Source organism: Pantoea sp. BJFS-204 (assembly GCF_049310725.1).
Taxonomy (GTDB): Bacteria; Pseudomonadota; Gammaproteobacteria; order Enterobacterales; family Enterobacteriaceae; genus Pantoea; species Pantoea agglomerans.
Map to the genome: position 1 here is coordinate 597,982 of NZ_JBMOWE010000001.1, position 15,901 is coordinate 613,882.

Sequence of the window (15,901 nt, forward strand, 5' to 3'; positions counted from 1 at the left end):
AACGATGACATGGACATATGAGCAAAGCACGGGTCACTTATACCACAACAGTGAATTTATTGAGGCCGGCTACTCAGGTAGTCTGACTAACAAAAATAATCCCGATCGCCAGCATGTAAGAGGGATGGGGCCCCTTCCTCAGGGAACGTACAGAATTGCAGGGCACTCCACATCAAAAGGACCCCTGACCATTATTCTGGTGCAGACTTCCGGAGAGTCTTTTGGCCGTTCGGCATTTCGCATTCATGGCGAAAGAGTCAATAAGCCAGCGGGCTTCGCCTCAGAAGGCTGCATCATTATGTCACTTGCAGCCCGGCGACGCGTGCTGCGTGAAGGCGGGACGCTGGAGGTGGTCCGATGAAATATCTGATATTGATTGGCCTTCTGCCCTTCGCGGTCTGGGCTGGAGCGAATACATCCGACTGGGAAAATTCGCTGAAGGGCATCGCGTCAGGAGAGCAAGCCTGGCTTGCAAAAGTGCCCCAACTGGCAGCTACGGCTGATGTTCAGCAGGCAACCCGGATGGAGGATGCCCTTGCCTCGGCGTTAGCAAAGAATACCCCGGGCGTGCTGGAGACGCTCCGGGTTATTGACGCCAGATCCTGGCCCCATATGGCAGGTACAGACATTGTCTGCAGCGTTCCGGCTGAGCAACCTACAGCCTTTATAGAGGATTTTTATCAACAAACCCGTCTGGCGCTACTGGCAACTGACCAGGGTGCGACCTGTCTGTGGATCCTGGAAGCAAGCTATGAAGAGATGAAAGCAGAGAGCGCCAGAATGCGTAATCTATCGCCTTCTGTAAAATAGCCTCTCCCCCAGGCCGGGTTTCAGTCAAATTCTGAAGTCCGGCCGCCCATCTCAAACCTCTCTGCACCCCCAAAATCCACCCCGTTATTCCCTAAAGTCATAAATCCGAATTTTTTAGTATTTCCGGTTATCAATAATAGTTCTTACCATCAGATAATCAGATTATGTAAAGGGAGGTAAATACCGTGAATTTCCAGCAGCTTAAAATCATCCGCGAGGCGGCCCGCTGTGAGTTTAACTTAACGGAAGTCGCTAATACGCTGTTTACCTCCCAGTCGGGAGTAAGTCGGCACATTCGTGACCTGGAAGATGAACTCGGGGTTGAGATCTTTATCCGTCGCGGCAAGCGCCTGCTGGGGATGACCGAGCCGGGCAAAGCGCTGCTGACCATCGCTGAGCGTATCCTGGATGAAGCGGGCAAAGTGCGACGTCTGGCCGATGTCTTTACCAATGAAACCAGCGGCATCCTGACCATAGCCACTACCCATACTCAGGCGCGCTACAGCCTGCCGAAAGTGATCAAAGCGTTTCGTCAGCTCTATCCCAACGTCCGGCTTGAACTTAATCAGGGGTCGCCGCAGGAAATTGTCACCATGCTGCTGGCGGGTGAGGCGGACATTGGCATCGCCAGTGAATTACTGGTCAACAACAGCAGCCTGGCGGCGTTCCCCTGGTTCAGCTGGCATCACGCCTTACTGGTGCCGAAAGGGCATGAACTGGTGGAGAACCAGCCGGTTTCACTGAGCACGCTCAGCCGCTATCCGCTGATCACCTACCGGCAGGGTATCACCGGACGTTCGCGGGTTGACCGTGCATTCCAGACGGCCGGTTTAAAACCAGATATTGTGCTCAGTGCTCAGGACTCCGATGTGGTGAAAACCTACGTCAAACTCGGTTTAGGCGTGGGGATACTGGCCGATCAGGCGTGTGAAACTGAAGAGAGTGAAGAGCTGGTGCGCCTCGATGCCACGCATCTGTTCGATGCCAGCACCGTATGGCTCGGCCTCAAGCGCGGCCAGCTGCAACGCAACTACGTCTGGCAGTTCCTGGAACTCTGCAACGCCAACCTGTCGCTGGAAGAGATCAAGCGTCAGGCGCTCTCCTACAGCAATGACGACGAACCGGTTATCGACTTCCAGATTTAAGCACACGGCGCATCCACCCGGATGCGCGCCTGTTTCCGCACGGCATAAAATTTCAAATCACCGCGAAAATCTCCCCTATCGACCTTTCTCACCCCGCACAACAACATCCTGCGCTGACCCGGCGCGATAAAGTGGAATCAGCTGACCACAAGGGGATGATATGTCGCGACTACAACTTAACGATAGCGATCTGCTGCGCCAGCAGGCGCTGTTTAATGGACGCTGGCAGGATGCGCATCAGGGCGCCACGCTGCCGGTTACCGATCCCGCCACGGGCGAAACCCTGGCGACGATTCCGGCACTGGGTCGGGCAGAAACCGGGCAGGCGATAGCTTATGCGGAAACGGTGCGCATCAGCTGGGGCAAAACCACCAATGCCAGCCGTGCCGCGCTGCTGGAAAAGTGGCATCAACTGATTATTGAACACGCTGACGACCTGGCGATTATCATGACCGCCGAGCAGGGCAAACCGCTGGCGGAAGCCAGAGGCGAAGTGCTCTATGGAGCCAGCTTTGTGAAATGGTTCGCGGAAGAGGCACGCCGCATCTATGGCGACACCATTCCCGCGCCCAGCGAGGACCGGCGCATCCTGGTGCTGAAACAGCCGGTAGGCGTTGCCGCCGCAATCACGCCGTGGAACTTCCCGATTGCGATGATCACCCGCAAGGTGGCGCCCGCGCTGGCCGCCGGATGCCCGATTATTGTTAAACCTTCTGAGTTGACGCCGCTGTCGGCGCTGGCACTGGCGGTGCTGGCAGAGCGCGCCGGCTTCCCGTCCGGCGTGCTGCAGGTGCTGACCGGCCTGCCCACGGAGATTGGCGCGGCGCTGACCGAAAGCCGCACGGTACGTAAAATCTCCTTTACCGGTTCAACCCGCATCGGACAGTTGCTGATGCAACAGAGCGCCGACAGCATCAAGCGCCTGAGTCTGGAGTTGGGTGGCAACGCGCCGCTGATCGTGTTTGATGATGCCGATATTGAGATTGCCGTCGCGGGGGTCATGCTCAGCAAGTTCCGCAACGCCGGGCAGACCTGCGTCTGCGCTAACCGCATCCTGGTGCAGCGAAGTATCTATCCGCGTTTCACCGCCCGGTTGCTGGAGGCGGTCGCCACCCTGAAAGTGGGCGATGGTTTTGCGCCCGACAGTACTATTGGCCCTTTGATCAACAGCCGCGCGGTAGAGAAAGTGAACGGTCATATCGATGATGCGCTCAGCCAGGGAGCAACGCTGCTGACCGGCGGCATCAGCCAGGGCAACGGGACCTTTGTGCAGCCCACGGTGCTCGGTGAGGTCACCGCCACCATGCGCATCGCCCATGAAGAGACGTTTGGTCCGGTCGCGCCGCTGTTTATCTTCGATGATGAAGAGGAGGCAATCGCGATGGCAAATGACACGCCCTACGGCCTGGGTGCCTATTTCTTTACCGAGAACATCCGGCGCGCATGGCGGGTAGCGGAGGCGCTGGAGTTTGGCATGGTCGGCTTTAATACCGGCGCTATTTCCCTGGAGGTCGCGCCGTTTGGCGGCGTGAAACTCTCCGGTATTGGCCGGGAGGGTTCCCGCTACGGAATTGATGAATATCTGGAACAGAAAACATTTCACATTGGCAGTCTGTAACTAAAAATGAAAAGAGCCAGCCGGATAATCCGGCTGGCTTTTTTTTGCCTGAGGCTCCGTAAAAACTTACCGGCGTCAAATAATTGTTCTGAAAAATTAAAGAATTTATCAGGGATGTGAAGCGGGTCGTTAAATCGGCGGATCATGTGAACCGGATTGAGCCGCCTGACCCGAAATATCCGCTTTGGTGCAATTTCCGTGCAGGTTGCACCAGCAGGGCGCATAAATTTTGTGAAGTAAATCATCTGTTTAATTGTTCGGCAATTCCACAAAAAATCTACCGCCAATACGGCAGAAAATTTTTTTGCACTGTTTTAAACGCATTTTTATTTTTTGCCCGGCTGGCATACTTTCTGCATTAGCTTATTAACAGCGCAGAAACCGGCAGTTTTAAACGCTAATAAACCAGCAACTGATGGGTGTAACAAATAAGGAATTCTTCCATGTTAAGTTTCGACCCGGAAAAAGTTTCTCTTCCAGCTGGCCATTATATTGGCGGCCAGCACTGCCAGAGCCAGGGTGCATCCTTTGAGGTTAAACGTCCATCGGATGGCAGGGTCTATGCCACGCTGCAGGACGCCACGCTGCAGGATGTCGATCGTGCCGTGACTGTGGCGCATCAGGCGCTGAAAAGCAGCGGCTGGTCCGGTTGTCCGCCGCGCGAACGCGGACGGGTACTGCGCCGCTGGGCCGATCTGATTGAGCAGGACGCGCTGCTGGCACAGTTGGAAGCGCTGGGCTCCACCCGGCCGATCAATGACGTGGTGCTGCACGAAATTCCTTTTACCGCCGAAGCGATTCGCTTCTATGCCGAATGCGCTGACAAATACAGCGGGGATCTCTTTCCCACCCGCGACAGCAGCCTGGGCATGCTGATTGCCGAACCTTATGGCGTTATCGCCGCGATTACCCCGTGGAATTTCCCGCTGTCGATGGCGTCGTGGAAATGCGGACCGGCGCTGGCGGCGGGCAATGCGGTGGTGCTTAAACCCTCTGAACTGACCCCGTTTTCTACCGTGCGCATGGCCGAACTGGCCATTCAGGCGGGCTTACCGGCGGGCGTGCTGAACATTGTACAAGGCAGTGGCGCGGTGACCGGCAGCGCGCTGGTAAAACATCCGCTGGTGCGCAAAGTCTCGTTTACCGGCTCGACCCTGACCGGCGCGCGCATCATGAGCGATGCCGCGCAGCACGGCATGAAGCCGGTGACGCTGGAGCTGGGCGGCAAAAGTCCGCAACTGGTGTTTGATGACGCGGGTGACCTTGAGGTGCTGGCCCAGCGTATTCTGCGCGGCTTCACCGCCAACGGCGGTCAGGCCTGCGTGGCGGGCACCCGTCTTATTGTGCAGCGCAACATTGCCGATCCGCTGGTTGAGCGGCTGGCTCAACTCTGCCGGGAGGTTAAACCGGGCGTCACCTGGCAGGAGGACAGCCGCTACGCACCGCTGATCGACGAACGACAGGGCAACAAAGTCTGCTCGGTTATTGAAGCGGCAAAAGCGCAGGGCGCAGAAGTGCTGGTGGGCGGTGAGCGTTTTGCCGACACCGACGACGGCTGGTTCTGGCAGCCCACGCTGCTGAGTCACGTGGCGCAGGATAACCCGGCGGTCCAGCAGGAGATTTTTGGTCCGGTGCTGACGGTGCAGACGTTTGATGATGAAGAGCAGGGACTGGCGATGGCCGCCCATGACACCTATGGCCTCTGCGCCGGTGTTCACACCCTGAGTCTGCCGCGCGCGCTGCGGGCAATGCGCGCCATTGACGCGGGCACCGTCTGGATCAACCGCTATGGCCGTTCCGGCGACTTCATCATTCCGACCGGTGGCTTTCTCGGCTCCGGCATTGGTAAAGATTTAGGCCGCCAGGCGTTTCAGGCCTGCCAGCGCCAGAAGAGTGTACTCATCGATTTCTAAGCGCAACTGACAATGACGAGGGTGTTACATGGCACTGTTTAAACCGAAATTCATCACGTTTGACTGTTACGGCACGCTGATTCGCTTCGATATGGCGGGTGCCGCGCAGCGCTGTTTCAGCGACCGCGTCGACCCGGACGCAATGCACGCCTTTACTACCGACTTTTCCAGTTACCGGCTGGATGAGGTACTCGGCGCGTGGAAACCTTATTACGACGTGGTGAGTAATGCCCTGCAGCGCACCTGTAAAAAGTGGGGCGTCCGCTGGGACAAAGCCGACAGCGACTTTATCTACACCGACTGCGCCAGCTGGGGTCCGCATCCCGACGTGCCCGCCGGGCTGGCAAAGGTGGCTAAGGAGTTTCCGCTGGTGCTGCTGACCAATTCGATGAAAGACCTGATCCCGCATCACGAACCGCGTCTGGGCGCGCCAATCTATATGGCTATCACGGCAGAAGAGACGGGGGCCTACAAACCACAGATGAAGGGCTTCGAGTACATGCTGGATAAGCTCGGCTGCGGCCCGGAGGAGATCCTGCACGTCTCCTCCAGCTTCCGCTATGACCTGATGACTGCCCACGATCTCGGCATCAAAAACAAAGTCTGGGTCAATCGCGGTCATGAACCGGCGAATCCGTATTACCAGTACACCGAAATCAACGATATCGGCGGCCTGCCTGGCGTCGTCGGACTCTGAGGAACACCCCATGAAACTGGAATCGTTCTGGCAGGCCACCGCTCCGGCCTTTACCGGTGCCGCACGCGAACCGCTGCCCGCACAGGCGGACGTGGTGGTGATTGGCGGTGGCTTCACCGGCATCTCGGCGGCCCTGAACCTGGCGCGCAGCGGCATCAGCGTGGTGCTGCTGGAGAGTGGCGACGTGATGAGCCAGGCCTCGGCGCGCAACGGCGGCCACTGCAACACCGGTGTGGCGCAGAACTTCGCCTCGCTGGTGGCGAGCCAGGGTCTGGAGCAGGCCAGCCGCTTCTACCGGGCGTTTGATGAGGCGGTGAGCTATGTCCAGCAACTGATCCAGGATGAAGCGATCGACTGCGACTTCCGGCTGTGCGGCAAACTCAAGCTCGCCAGCAAAGCGTCGCATGTGGCCGGGCTGCAGGAAGCGTATGAGCTGATGCGGCGCACCGTTGACCCGGAGATCGAACTGCTCGACAAAACGGCAGTGCGTGACGAGATCGCCAGCGATGACTTTCATGGCGGCCTGCTGCAGAAACGTGGCGGTCAGATGCACATGGGCAAGTTCGGCGTCGGGCTGGCTGAGGCCGCCGCCCGCAGCGGCGCGAAGATTTTTCCGCACCACGCCGTGACGAAGTTAGAACGCCTGAAGGGTTATCAGCATCGGGTAGAGACCGCGCAGGGCACCATTCTGGCGGACAAAGTGCTGATGGCGACCGGCTGCTCCAACGTCGGCCCTTTTCCCTGGTTTCAGCGCCGCATTGTGCCGGTTGGCAGCTTTATCGTGGTGACGGAGGCGCTCGACCCGGCGCTGCTGCGCCAGGTGCTGCCAAACGATCGCACCTACGTCACCTCACTGAATATCGGCAACTACTTCCGTACCACGGCCGATCGCCGTTTGGTGTTTGGCGGACGGGCGCGGTTTGCCGTCAGCAACCCGACGTCGGACTCGCGTAGCGGTGAGATCCTGCGCCGGGCGATGACGCAGATGCTGCCACAGCTTGGCCAGTCGCAGGTGGATTACTGCTGGGGCGGTATGGTTGATATGACGGCCGACCGTCTGCCGCACGCGGGTGAACAGGATGGCCTCTTCTACTCGCTGGGCTACAGCGGTCACGGCACCCAGATGTCGGTGTGGATGGGACGCGTCATGGCCAGTCTGCTGGCTGAAAAGCGCACTGAAAATCCCTGGCAGCGCGACACATGGCCCGCGCTGCCCGGTTATCACGGCAAGCCATGGTTTTTACCGCTCGCAGGACTCTATTACAAAGCAAAGGATCGCCTTTCATAACGTCCCGTCGGGTGCTGACCGCCAGGTTATCAGCACCGTTAGAACATGATCCCCGGTTCGCCTGACTATTGAGGGTACAGAGATGAGTAAATTTGATAATAACGACGCTGATGCGGTAAATCCGGCACTGACGCGCATGATCACCGAAGGCTCACTTTCACGTCGCAGCCTGATGAAAATGCTCTCAGCCGGTGCGGTGATGAGCAGCGGCCTGATCACTTTTTCAGGAGCGGCACTGGCGGATGACAAGCCGGTCAGGGGCGGTAAACTGCGGGCGGCGATGTCGAATGCCTCGGCCACCGATACACTTGATCCGGCCAAAAGTAACAACAGTGCGGATTACACCCGCCAGTTCATGTTCTACAGCGGCCTGACCGAGCTGGATAAAAACCTGATGGCGCAACCGGCGCTGGCCGAATCGCTGGAATCCAGCGACGGCATTACCTGGCATATCAAACTGCGTAAGGGGGTCACTTTCCATGATGGCAAACCGCTGACCGCCAAAGATGTCATCTACTCGCTCAGCCGTCACAAAGATCCGGCCATCGCCTCTATCGCCTTTAAGCTGGCCGATCAGTTTAAAACCTTCAGCGCGGTCAATGATAACGAGGTGCAGCTGGAGCTGAGCAGCGCTAACTTCGACGTCCCTTATATGCTGGCGACGCCGCCGTTTCTGATCGTACCGGACGGCACCAAAGATTTCAGCAAAGGCATCGGCACCGGTCCGTTTATCTGCAAAGCCTTTATGCCGGGTGTGCGCACTATTGGTACCAAAAACCCCAACTACTACAAGCCTGGTCTGCCACATCTGGATGAGGTAGAACTCATCGGCGTCACCGACGGCGCAGCGCGCGTTAATGCCCTGATGTCGGGCGATCTGCAGATGGTCTCCACGCTGACCGCTGCCGACTGCAAACGCATTAAAGCCAGCAGCGAATTTGGCGTGCTGGAGAGTAAATCGGGCATGTACACCAACCTGATTATCCGCACCGATGTGAAGCCGGGTAACAATGAAGATTTCGTGCTGGCGATGAAATATCTGCAGCCACGTGAAATGCTGGTGAAAACGGTGCTGCAGGGTTACGGCGACGTCAGTAATGACACCCCGGTGCCGCCGTGGCATCCGCTCTATAACGCCGATCTCAAACCGCGTGCGCTGGACATTGAAAAAGCGAAGTTCCACATCAAAAAAGCGGGCATGGCCGGCTCCACGGTGGAGATTATCACCACGCCGAATATCGAAGGGGCAAATGAAGGCGGTCAGATGATCCAGCAGATGGCGCGCGGGGCAGGGCTGAACATCAAAGTGCGACGTGTGCCGTATGACGGTTACTGGTCTTCGCACTGGATGAAAGATCCGGTGGGATATGGCTCGATAAACCCGCGTCCGACGCTCGACATGCTCTTCTCACAGTTTTATCTCTCTACCGCACCGAATAACGAATCGGGCTGGAAAAACCCTCAGTTTGATCAGCTGGTGGTCGCGGCGCGCGGTGAGCGCGATCAGGCGAAACGCAAGCAGATGTATGGCGACATGCAGACGCTGATTTATGACCACTGCGGCACCCTTATCCCGACCTTTATCAGCTCCACGGATGGCTATAACAAAAAGGTCAAAGGGGTGGAGGCCTGGCCGTCGGGCATGATGATGGGCTATCGCTTCCATGAGTTTGCGTGGCTGAGCGCCTGATACGTTATTTGAGGAAGGAGTACGCCGATGAACCGATACATGCTGTTCCTGATTGCCCGGCGAATTGGTGCCGGCATCCTGACTTTGCTTATCGTCTCGGCGGTGGTGTTTTTCATCACCAGCCTGCTGCCGGGCGACGCAGCGCAGATGATCCTCGGCCAGAACGCCACGCCGGAAACGGTGGCGGCGTTACGGCAGCAGCTGGGTCTCGATCAGCCTTTGCTGATGCGCTACTTCCACTGGCTGACAGGCATGGTGCAGGGCGACTTTGGCACCTCGTTTGCCAGCCATTTGCCGGTCGCGCAGCTGGTGGCGCAGCGCATTCCCGCCACCTTTGAACTGGCGGGTATCACCACGCTGATCTGCGTGCCGCTGGCGCTGATTATCGGCATTATTGCGGCGATGAATCGCGGTTCCCGACTCGATCGGGCGCTGGTCATCGGCACCATGGCGACGGTTGCCGTGCCGGAGTTTCTGGTGGCGACGGTGGCGGTGCTGATTTTTGCCGTCAAGCTGCACTGGGTCTCGGCGATGTCGTTCGGCAGCCCGGATAGCGACCTGCTGAGTTACCTCAAAGCCTATGCGCTGCCGGTGCTGACCCTCTGCTGCGTGCTGGTGGCGCAGATGGCACGTATGACGCGGGCAGCCATTATCAACCAGCTCGACAGTCCTTATCTGGAGATGGCGCTGCTGAAAGGGGTTTCACCGCTGAGAGCGGTGCTGCGTCACGCACTGCCTAACGCGGTCGGCCCCATCGCCAATGCCATTTCACTCAGCCTCTCCTATCTGTTTGGCGGGGTAATCATCATCGAAACCATCTTCAGCTATCCCGGTCTGGCCAGCCAGCTGGTGGATGCGGTCAGTAACCGCGACCTGCCGGTGGTGCAGCTCTGCGTGATGCTGTTCGCCGCCTGCTATCTGGTCCTGCTGCTGGCGGCAGACATTCTGACTATCGCCTTTAACCCGAAATGGAGAAGCGCATGAATATTCTCTCGTTGCCCTGGCGTTTCTTACAGTCGCTCTCCTGGTCGGGACGGCTGGGTCTGATCATGTCGCTGTTCTGGCTGCTGATGGCGGTATTCGGCACCCCGCTGGCCCCGCACAGCATTGATGACATCGGCGGCGGCCCGCTGATGGGCGGCCTGACGTCCGATAACCTGTTAGGCACCGACTACCTTGGGCGCGACATGCTGAGTCGCATTCTCTATGGCGCGAAGTTCTCTATCGGTCTGGCGCTGAGTGCTGCGCTGCTGGCCAGCCTGATCGGCACGCTGCTGGCGCTGCTGGCAGCGGTGGCGGGGCGCTGGCTGGAGGAGGTACTGGGCCGCGTCAACGACGCGCTGCTGGTACTGCCGGGCAAAGTGCTGTCGCTGATGATAGTCGCGGTATTTGGCTCCTCACTGCCGATGCTGATCCTCACGGCGGTCTTCACCTACTGGCCGGGCGCATTTCGTATCGCGTTTGCCATGGCCAGCTCGCTGCGCAGCATGGACTACGTCCGGGCGTCACGGCTGCGGGGCGAAAGCCGCTGGTATATCGCCATTCACGATATCCTGCCCAATATGGTGCACCCGATGCTGACTGACTTTGGTTTGCGCTTTGTCTACATCGTGCTGCTGCTGAGCGGCCTGAGCTTCCTCGGTCTGGGTGTTCAGCCGCCCTACGCCGACTGGGGCACGCTGGTGCGTGAAAATATGCAGGGGCTGTTTGACGGCTCGCCTGCGGTGCTGATGCCCGCGCTGGCGATTGCCAGCCTGACCATTGGCGCCAACCTGTTTATTGACAGCCTGCAGGCGATGCGTCCGATGACCCTGGCGAAGGAGGGAGCATGAACGTGACACCACATACCGCCATGCCGGTGATTTCGGTGGATAAACTGCGCGTCACTGCGCAGACCGATCGCGGCGAAGAGATCGACCTGGTTTCCGACATTCACTTTACCGTGCAGAAGGGCGAAGTGCTGGCGCTGATTGGCGAATCCGGCTCAGGTAAAACCACTATCGCGATGGCGCTGATGGGTTACGCCCGCAGCGGCTGCCGCATCGCCGACGGCAACATTCACGTTGCCGGCACCGACGTTAACAGCCTGACGCCGGGGCAGTTGCGCGCTTTCCGTGGCAACAAAGTCGCCTATATCGCCCAGAGCGCGGCAGCGTCGTTTAATCCGGGCATGAAGATCCTCGATCAGGTGATTGAGCCGGTGGTTATCCACGGCACCCTGACCCGCAAAGCGGCAAAAGCCAAAGCGATTGAGCTGTTCCGCGAACTGGCGCTGCCCAACCCCGAGACCATTGGCGACCGCTTCCCGCACCAGGTGTCGGGCGGTCAGTTACAGCGTCTGATGACGGCGATGGCGCTGATTGGCGATCCTGACGTGGTCATCCTTGATGAACCTACTACCGCGCTGGATGTGACCACGCAGGTGGAAGTGCTGAAGGCGTTTCGCCGCGTGGTGGTGCAGCGCGGCGTCACGGCGATTTACGTCAGTCACGATTTAGCCGTGGTGGCGCAGATGGCAGACCGGATACTGGTGCTATTGCGCGGCAAAATGGCGGAGTATGGCAGCACCGCGCATCTGATCGGCGCACCGCAGGCGGAGTACACCCGCTTACTGATGGAGGCGGCGCGGCAGAAAGAGCGGCCCAGCAACTGGTGCCCGGTTGCCGCCGATATTCAGCCGCTGCTTGAGGTGCGCGACCTCAGCGCAGGTTATGGTCCGCGCGGCAGCGATGGCTACCCGAAAATACGCATTCTGGAGGATATCAATCTCAGGCTGTGGAAAGGGCAGGCGATTGGCATCATTGGTGAGTCAGGCTCAGGCAAAACCACTCTGGCGCATGCCATAGCCGGACTCAACGCTCCAAGCCACGGCCATATTCTGTTTAACGGCCACTACATCTCGGGCGATATGCAAAAACGGCCTGACAATGAGCTGCGCCGCATTCAGTATGTGTTCCAGATGGCAGACACCGCGCTGAACCCGGCCCACAGCGTTGAACGCATCCTGTCGCGTCCACTGACGCTGTTTCACGGTCTGAACGGTGCAGCCCGACAGCAGCGGATTTATCAGCTGCTGGATCTGGTGCAGCTCCCGCGCAGCGTGCTGTGGCGGCGCCCCTGGGCGCTCTCCGGCGGGCAGAAGCAGCGCGTCAATCTGGCGCGCGCACTGGCGGCTGAGCCGGATCTGATTCTGTGTGATGAAGTGACCTCGGCGCTGGATACAGTGGTTGCCGCCGCCGTCCTCGACTTAATCAGCGAACTGCGGCGCGAACTGGGACTCTCGGTGATCTTCATCAGCCACGACATGCATGCGGTACGCGCGGTGTGTGATGAAATCGTGGTGATGAAGAGCGGTCGCATCGTCACCCAGCTGGCGCGCAGCGACTACGACAAGCCGACCAGCGAGTTGTATTTCGAGCGGCTGAAACGCGCGGTGCCGGAGCTGCGTCAGGGCTGGCTGGATGAGCATGAAGAGATTTTAAAAGCAGAGTGAGTTGCCTGAAGCAACGGGCACCCTGATTAATCCGCCTGCACAGCACTGATGTAATGCGTAGGCGGCACGGGTCAAGGCACAGCGGTGATATCGCCCTGTGCCAGACCAGATACTGACAACAGAGGTAGTCTTGTTATGCCTGCACCGATTCGTTATGTACAGGACAGTGCGAATTTTCCCGATTCCGCCGATGTAGTGGTGATTGGCGCCGGTATCGCCGGAGCTGCCGCCACCTGGGAGCTGGCGAAGCAGGGACTGAAGGTCGTGCTAATCGAAAAAGGCCTGGTAGGAGCGGAGCAGTCGAGCCGTAACTGGGGCTGGTGTCGCCAGCAGAACCGTGATGAACGTGAATTGCCGCTGATTATTTATGCGCTGCAACGCTGGGGTGAGCTTAACGATGAAACCGGCGAAGAGCTGGGTTTCCGCCGCAGCGGCCTGGTCTATGCCACGCAGGAAGAGTCGGACATCGCGGCCTGGGATAAGTGGATCCAGATGGCAAAAGGCTATGGCGTGCGCAGTTCGATTCTCACAGCGGAGCAGGCCAAAGCGATGACGCCCGGCAGCACCACAAGCTGGCGGGGCGGTCTCTCAGCGCCTACCGACGGTCACGCCGAACCACGGCTGGCCGCGCCCGGGCTGGTGGCGGGCGCGCTGAAAAAAGGGGCGCTGCTGTTTCAGCAGTGCGCGGTGCGCGGGCTGGATATCGCCGCCGGACGGGTCAGCGGCGTCTGGACCGAGCGCGGCCTGATCAAAACCAGCCGGGTGATCTGTGCCGCCGGGGCCTGGACCTCCATGTTCTGCCGTCGTCACGGTATCGATCTGCCGCTGGGCAACGTGATTGGTACCGCCTTCCGCACGCAGCCCATTGAGCAGGCGATTGCCATGCCACTCTACACACCTGGCTTTGCCTGTCGGCCACAGATGGACGGCAGTTACACCGTCTCCGTCTCGGGTCGCGGGCGTCTGGAACCTGGCGCGCAGGGGCTGCGCTATGCCCGCCAGTTCTATCCGACCTTTAAAAGTCGCCGCAAGAATCTCACCCTGAATCTTGGCCTGTCGCCGTTCTTCAATGGCCCGGAAGCGATGGGTGGCTGGGCATTTGACCGCGAGTCGCCGTTTGAGCGCATGCGCATACTCGATCCGGCAGCCGATGCGACGATCGTGGAAGAGGGGCTGGCGGCGATGCGGCGTGAATATCCGGCGCTGGCGAACCTGCGGCTGGCGCAGTCCTGGGGCGGCATGATTGACAGCACCCCGGACGCGATTCCGGTGATCTCCACCGTGGCGAAATTGCCGGGGCTGGTGCTCTCGGCGGGCTACAGCGCCCACGGCTTCGGTATCGGACCGGGTGCCGGACGACTGGCAGCCGATCTGGCGACCGAAGCCACGCCAGTTGTTGATCCCACCCCTTATCGCTACAGCCGTCTGGTTGACGGCAGCGGACTTGAAACGCCAGGCATGATGTAAGGAGACCTGCAATGAGCCTGAAAATACGCGCAATGACGCCGGACGATATCGACCCCTGTTTCACCTTAACGCAGGCACTGAAATGGCCCCACCGACGTGAAGACTGGGCGCTGGCGCTGCAGCTGGGCGAGGGCACGGTGATTGAAGAGCAGGGCAAGCTGATTGCGAGCGCGGTGCTCTGGCGCTGGGGCGAGCGCGCCGCCACGCTGGGGCTGGTGATCGTCGATAACCAGCAGCAGGGGCGTGGCCTTGGCAAACAGCTGATGCTGGCGCAACTGGAAAAATTACCCGACTGTAATGTGCGTCTGCACGCCACCGAAATGGGCAAAGGTTTGTATGAAAAACTCGGGTTTGTCAGTTGCGGTGAAATTCGCCAGCACCAGACCCGCGCAGTGACCACCCTTCCAGACGTCGTGATCCCGGCGGGACTGCAGCTGCGTCCGGCAACACTGGCCGATCACGCCACACTGGTGACGCTGGATCAGCAGGCGCACGGCATGCATCGTCCGGCACTGTTCGACCACCTGCTGCGCGACTGCCAGACGGTGCTGTTGCAGGATGACCAACAGCAAATTCAGGGCTTCGCCAGCCTGCGCCGCTTTGGTCACGGCTGGGCGATAGGCCCGATCATCGCGGGAGACTTCGCGGTAGCGAAGGCGCTGGTCGCCTCGCTGATGCAGTCGCTGCAGGGGGAATTCCTGCGCATCGACACCGATGCCGCGCTGCCGATGGCCGCCTGGCTACAGAGCCTCGGCATCCCTCAGGTCGATGCGCCTGCGACTATGGTGCGCGGCACGCCCTGGACACCGCAGGGTATGCAGGCGTTTGGACTGATGACGCAGGCGATGGCCTGATGCATATCGTCTATAAATCGGAGCCGGAACGTGGCCGGATCTGGCAGCGCTGGCTGGCAGCGCATGCGCCTGACATTCAGCTGCATATCTGGCCTGAGACCGGCGAGCCAGAGCAGGTTGAGGCGCTGGTTGCCTGGCAGCCACCGGCTGACATCACCGCGCTCTTCCCCCGGCTGAAACTGCTGTTCTCCGTGGGTGCCGGGGCCGATCAGTTTGATCTTGGCGCGCTGCCGCCCGACCTGCCGGTGATCAGAATGATCGAGCCAGGCCTGACCCAGGGCATGGTGGAGTATGTCACCTTCGCGGTACTCGGCCTGCATCGCGACATGCCGCGCTATTTTCATCAGCAACGCCAGCAGCAGTGGCTGGCACACGCGGTATTACCTGCCGCGCAGCGTCGGGTAGGCGTCATGGGGCTGGGCGAACTGGGCCAGGCCGCATTGCAACAGCTGGTGGCGCAGGGCTTTAACTGCGCTGGCTGGAGCCGCACACCGCGCCAGATTCCCGGCGTCCGCTGCTGGCACGGTGACGATCAGCTCGGGGCGTTTCTGGCGCACAGCGAGATTCTGGTCTGCCTGCTGCCGCTGACTGACACCACACAGGGTTTGCTTAACCGCACCCTGTTTAATCAGCTACCACAGGGCGCGGCGCTGGTGCAGGCCGGGCGCGGCCCCCAGCTGAATCAGGACGATCTGCTGCAGGCGCTGGAGAGCGGGCAGCTCCGTGCCGCCGTGATCGATGTGACCGACCCGGAGCCGTTACCGCCGGGTCATCCCTTCTGGCACCATCCCGCCATCTGGCTCACACCCCACATCGCCAGCCAGACGCAGAATGAGAGCGCCATTGCGGCACTGCTGGAAAACCTGCGGCGCCATCAGCGTGGCGAGCCGCTGCATGGTGAGATTGATCGTTCGCGAGGATATTAA

Annotated in this window: 14 protein-coding genes; all 14 read left to right on the forward strand. The window is 59.6% G+C overall.

Going from position 1 to position 15,901, the window contains the following annotated elements; genetic code table 11:
* Positions 1-4 precede the first annotated feature (4 nt).
* Positions 5-361 carry a tlde1 domain-containing protein gene (locus ACO6VX_RS02600; RefSeq protein ID WP_033767704.1) on the forward strand — a complete coding sequence of 119 codons (357 nt, stop codon included), beginning with the start codon at positions 5-7 and terminating at the stop codon, positions 359-361.
* Positions 358-810: a hypothetical protein gene (locus ACO6VX_RS02605; protein WP_010670915.1), complete on the forward strand. Its 453-nt coding sequence runs from the start codon at positions 358-360 to the stop codon at positions 808-810. Before ACO6VX_RS02600 ends, ACO6VX_RS02605 begins: the two co-directional genes overlap by 4 nt.
* A gap of 185 nt (positions 811-995) precedes the next feature.
* On the forward strand, positions 996-1,955 hold the full coding sequence (cbl, locus tag ACO6VX_RS02610; RefSeq protein WP_422457593.1) for an HTH-type transcriptional regulator Cbl: 960 nt from the start codon (positions 996-998) through the stop codon (positions 1,953-1,955).
* Positions 1,956-2,115: 160 nt separating this feature from the next.
* On the forward strand, positions 2,116-3,573 hold the full coding sequence (locus ACO6VX_RS02615) for an NAD-dependent succinate-semialdehyde dehydrogenase (protein WP_179256795.1): 1,458 nt from the start codon (positions 2,116-2,118) through the stop codon (positions 3,571-3,573).
* A 443-nt stretch (positions 3,574-4,016) separates the two neighbouring features.
* Complete coding sequence (locus ACO6VX_RS02620) at positions 4,017-5,486, forward strand: aldehyde dehydrogenase family protein (protein ID WP_263054103.1); 1,470 nt, start codon at positions 4,017-4,019, stop codon at positions 5,484-5,486.
* 28 nt (positions 5,487-5,514) lie between these two features.
* Positions 5,515-6,183, forward strand: coding sequence for a haloacid dehalogenase type II (locus tag ACO6VX_RS02625; protein WP_010247881.1), 669 nt, complete (start codon positions 5,515-5,517; stop codon positions 6,181-6,183).
* A 10-nt stretch (positions 6,184-6,193) separates the two neighbouring features.
* Positions 6,194-7,471, forward strand: coding sequence for an NAD(P)/FAD-dependent oxidoreductase (locus ACO6VX_RS02630; protein ID WP_022624965.1), 1,278 nt, complete (start codon positions 6,194-6,196; stop codon positions 7,469-7,471).
* An 82-nt stretch (positions 7,472-7,553) separates the two neighbouring features.
* Complete coding sequence (locus tag ACO6VX_RS02635) at positions 7,554-9,161, forward strand: ABC transporter substrate-binding protein (protein WP_163640100.1); 1,608 nt, start codon at positions 7,554-7,556, stop codon at positions 9,159-9,161.
* Between the two features lie 27 nt (positions 9,162-9,188).
* Positions 9,189-10,145: an ABC transporter permease gene (locus ACO6VX_RS02640; RefSeq protein WP_052270632.1), complete on the forward strand. Its 957-nt coding sequence runs from the start codon at positions 9,189-9,191 to the stop codon at positions 10,143-10,145.
* Complete coding sequence (locus ACO6VX_RS02645; RefSeq protein ID WP_010247873.1) at positions 10,142-10,993, forward strand: ABC transporter permease; 852 nt, start codon at positions 10,142-10,144, stop codon at positions 10,991-10,993. The genes ACO6VX_RS02640 and ACO6VX_RS02645 overlap by 4 nt, the downstream gene beginning before the upstream one ends.
* The gene (locus ACO6VX_RS02650; protein WP_422457595.1) at positions 10,990-12,654 is read left to right on the forward strand and encodes an ABC transporter ATP-binding protein; all 1,665 of its coding nucleotides are present in this window, start codon (positions 10,990-10,992) and stop codon (positions 12,652-12,654) included. Before ACO6VX_RS02645 ends, ACO6VX_RS02650 begins: the two co-directional genes overlap by 4 nt.
* A 135-nt stretch (positions 12,655-12,789) precedes the next feature.
* Complete coding sequence (locus tag ACO6VX_RS02655) at positions 12,790-14,121, forward strand: NAD(P)/FAD-dependent oxidoreductase (RefSeq protein ID WP_010247869.1); 1,332 nt, start codon at positions 12,790-12,792, stop codon at positions 14,119-14,121.
* An 11-nt stretch (positions 14,122-14,132) separates the two neighbouring features.
* Positions 14,133-14,975, forward strand: a complete 843-nt coding sequence (locus ACO6VX_RS02660) for a GNAT family N-acetyltransferase (protein WP_122458183.1) — start codon at positions 14,133-14,135, stop codon at positions 14,973-14,975.
* Positions 14,975-15,901 carry a 2-hydroxyacid dehydrogenase gene (locus ACO6VX_RS02665; RefSeq protein ID WP_422457597.1) on the forward strand — a complete coding sequence of 309 codons (927 nt, stop codon included), beginning with the start codon at positions 14,975-14,977 and terminating at the stop codon, positions 15,899-15,901. Before ACO6VX_RS02660 ends, ACO6VX_RS02665 begins: the two co-directional genes overlap by 1 nt.

What these genes read in the sequence shown, in the direction of transcription:
- ACO6VX_RS02600 (WP_033767704.1), top strand. Translation starts at nt 5, where the DNA reads ATGACATGGACATATGAGCAAAGCACGGGTCACTTATACCACAACAGT.
- ACO6VX_RS02605 (WP_010670915.1), top strand. Translation starts at nt 358, where the DNA reads ATGAAATATCTGATATTGATTGGCCTTCTGCCCTTCGCGGTCTGGGCT.
- ACO6VX_RS02615 (WP_179256795.1), top strand. Translation starts at nt 2,116, where the DNA reads ATGTCGCGACTACAACTTAACGATAGCGATCTGCTGCGCCAGCAGGCG.
- ACO6VX_RS02620 (WP_263054103.1), top strand. Translation starts at nt 4,017, where the DNA reads ATGTTAAGTTTCGACCCGGAAAAAGTTTCTCTTCCAGCTGGCCATTAT.
- ACO6VX_RS02625 (WP_010247881.1), top strand. Translation starts at nt 5,515, where the DNA reads ATGGCACTGTTTAAACCGAAATTCATCACGTTTGACTGTTACGGCACG.
- ACO6VX_RS02630 (WP_022624965.1), top strand. Translation starts at nt 6,194, where the DNA reads ATGAAACTGGAATCGTTCTGGCAGGCCACCGCTCCGGCCTTTACCGGT.
- ACO6VX_RS02635 (WP_163640100.1), top strand. Translation starts at nt 7,554, where the DNA reads ATGAGTAAATTTGATAATAACGACGCTGATGCGGTAAATCCGGCACTG.
- ACO6VX_RS02640 (WP_052270632.1), top strand. Translation starts at nt 9,189, where the DNA reads ATGAACCGATACATGCTGTTCCTGATTGCCCGGCGAATTGGTGCCGGC.
- ACO6VX_RS02645 (WP_010247873.1), top strand. Translation starts at nt 10,142, where the DNA reads ATGAATATTCTCTCGTTGCCCTGGCGTTTCTTACAGTCGCTCTCCTGG.
- ACO6VX_RS02650 (WP_422457595.1), top strand. Translation starts at nt 10,990, where the DNA reads ATGAACGTGACACCACATACCGCCATGCCGGTGATTTCGGTGGATAAA.
- ACO6VX_RS02655 (WP_010247869.1), top strand. Translation starts at nt 12,790, where the DNA reads ATGCCTGCACCGATTCGTTATGTACAGGACAGTGCGAATTTTCCCGAT.
- ACO6VX_RS02660 (WP_122458183.1), top strand. Translation starts at nt 14,133, where the DNA reads ATGAGCCTGAAAATACGCGCAATGACGCCGGACGATATCGACCCCTGT.
- ACO6VX_RS02665 (WP_422457597.1), top strand. Translation starts at nt 14,975, where the DNA reads ATGCATATCGTCTATAAATCGGAGCCGGAACGTGGCCGGATCTGGCAG.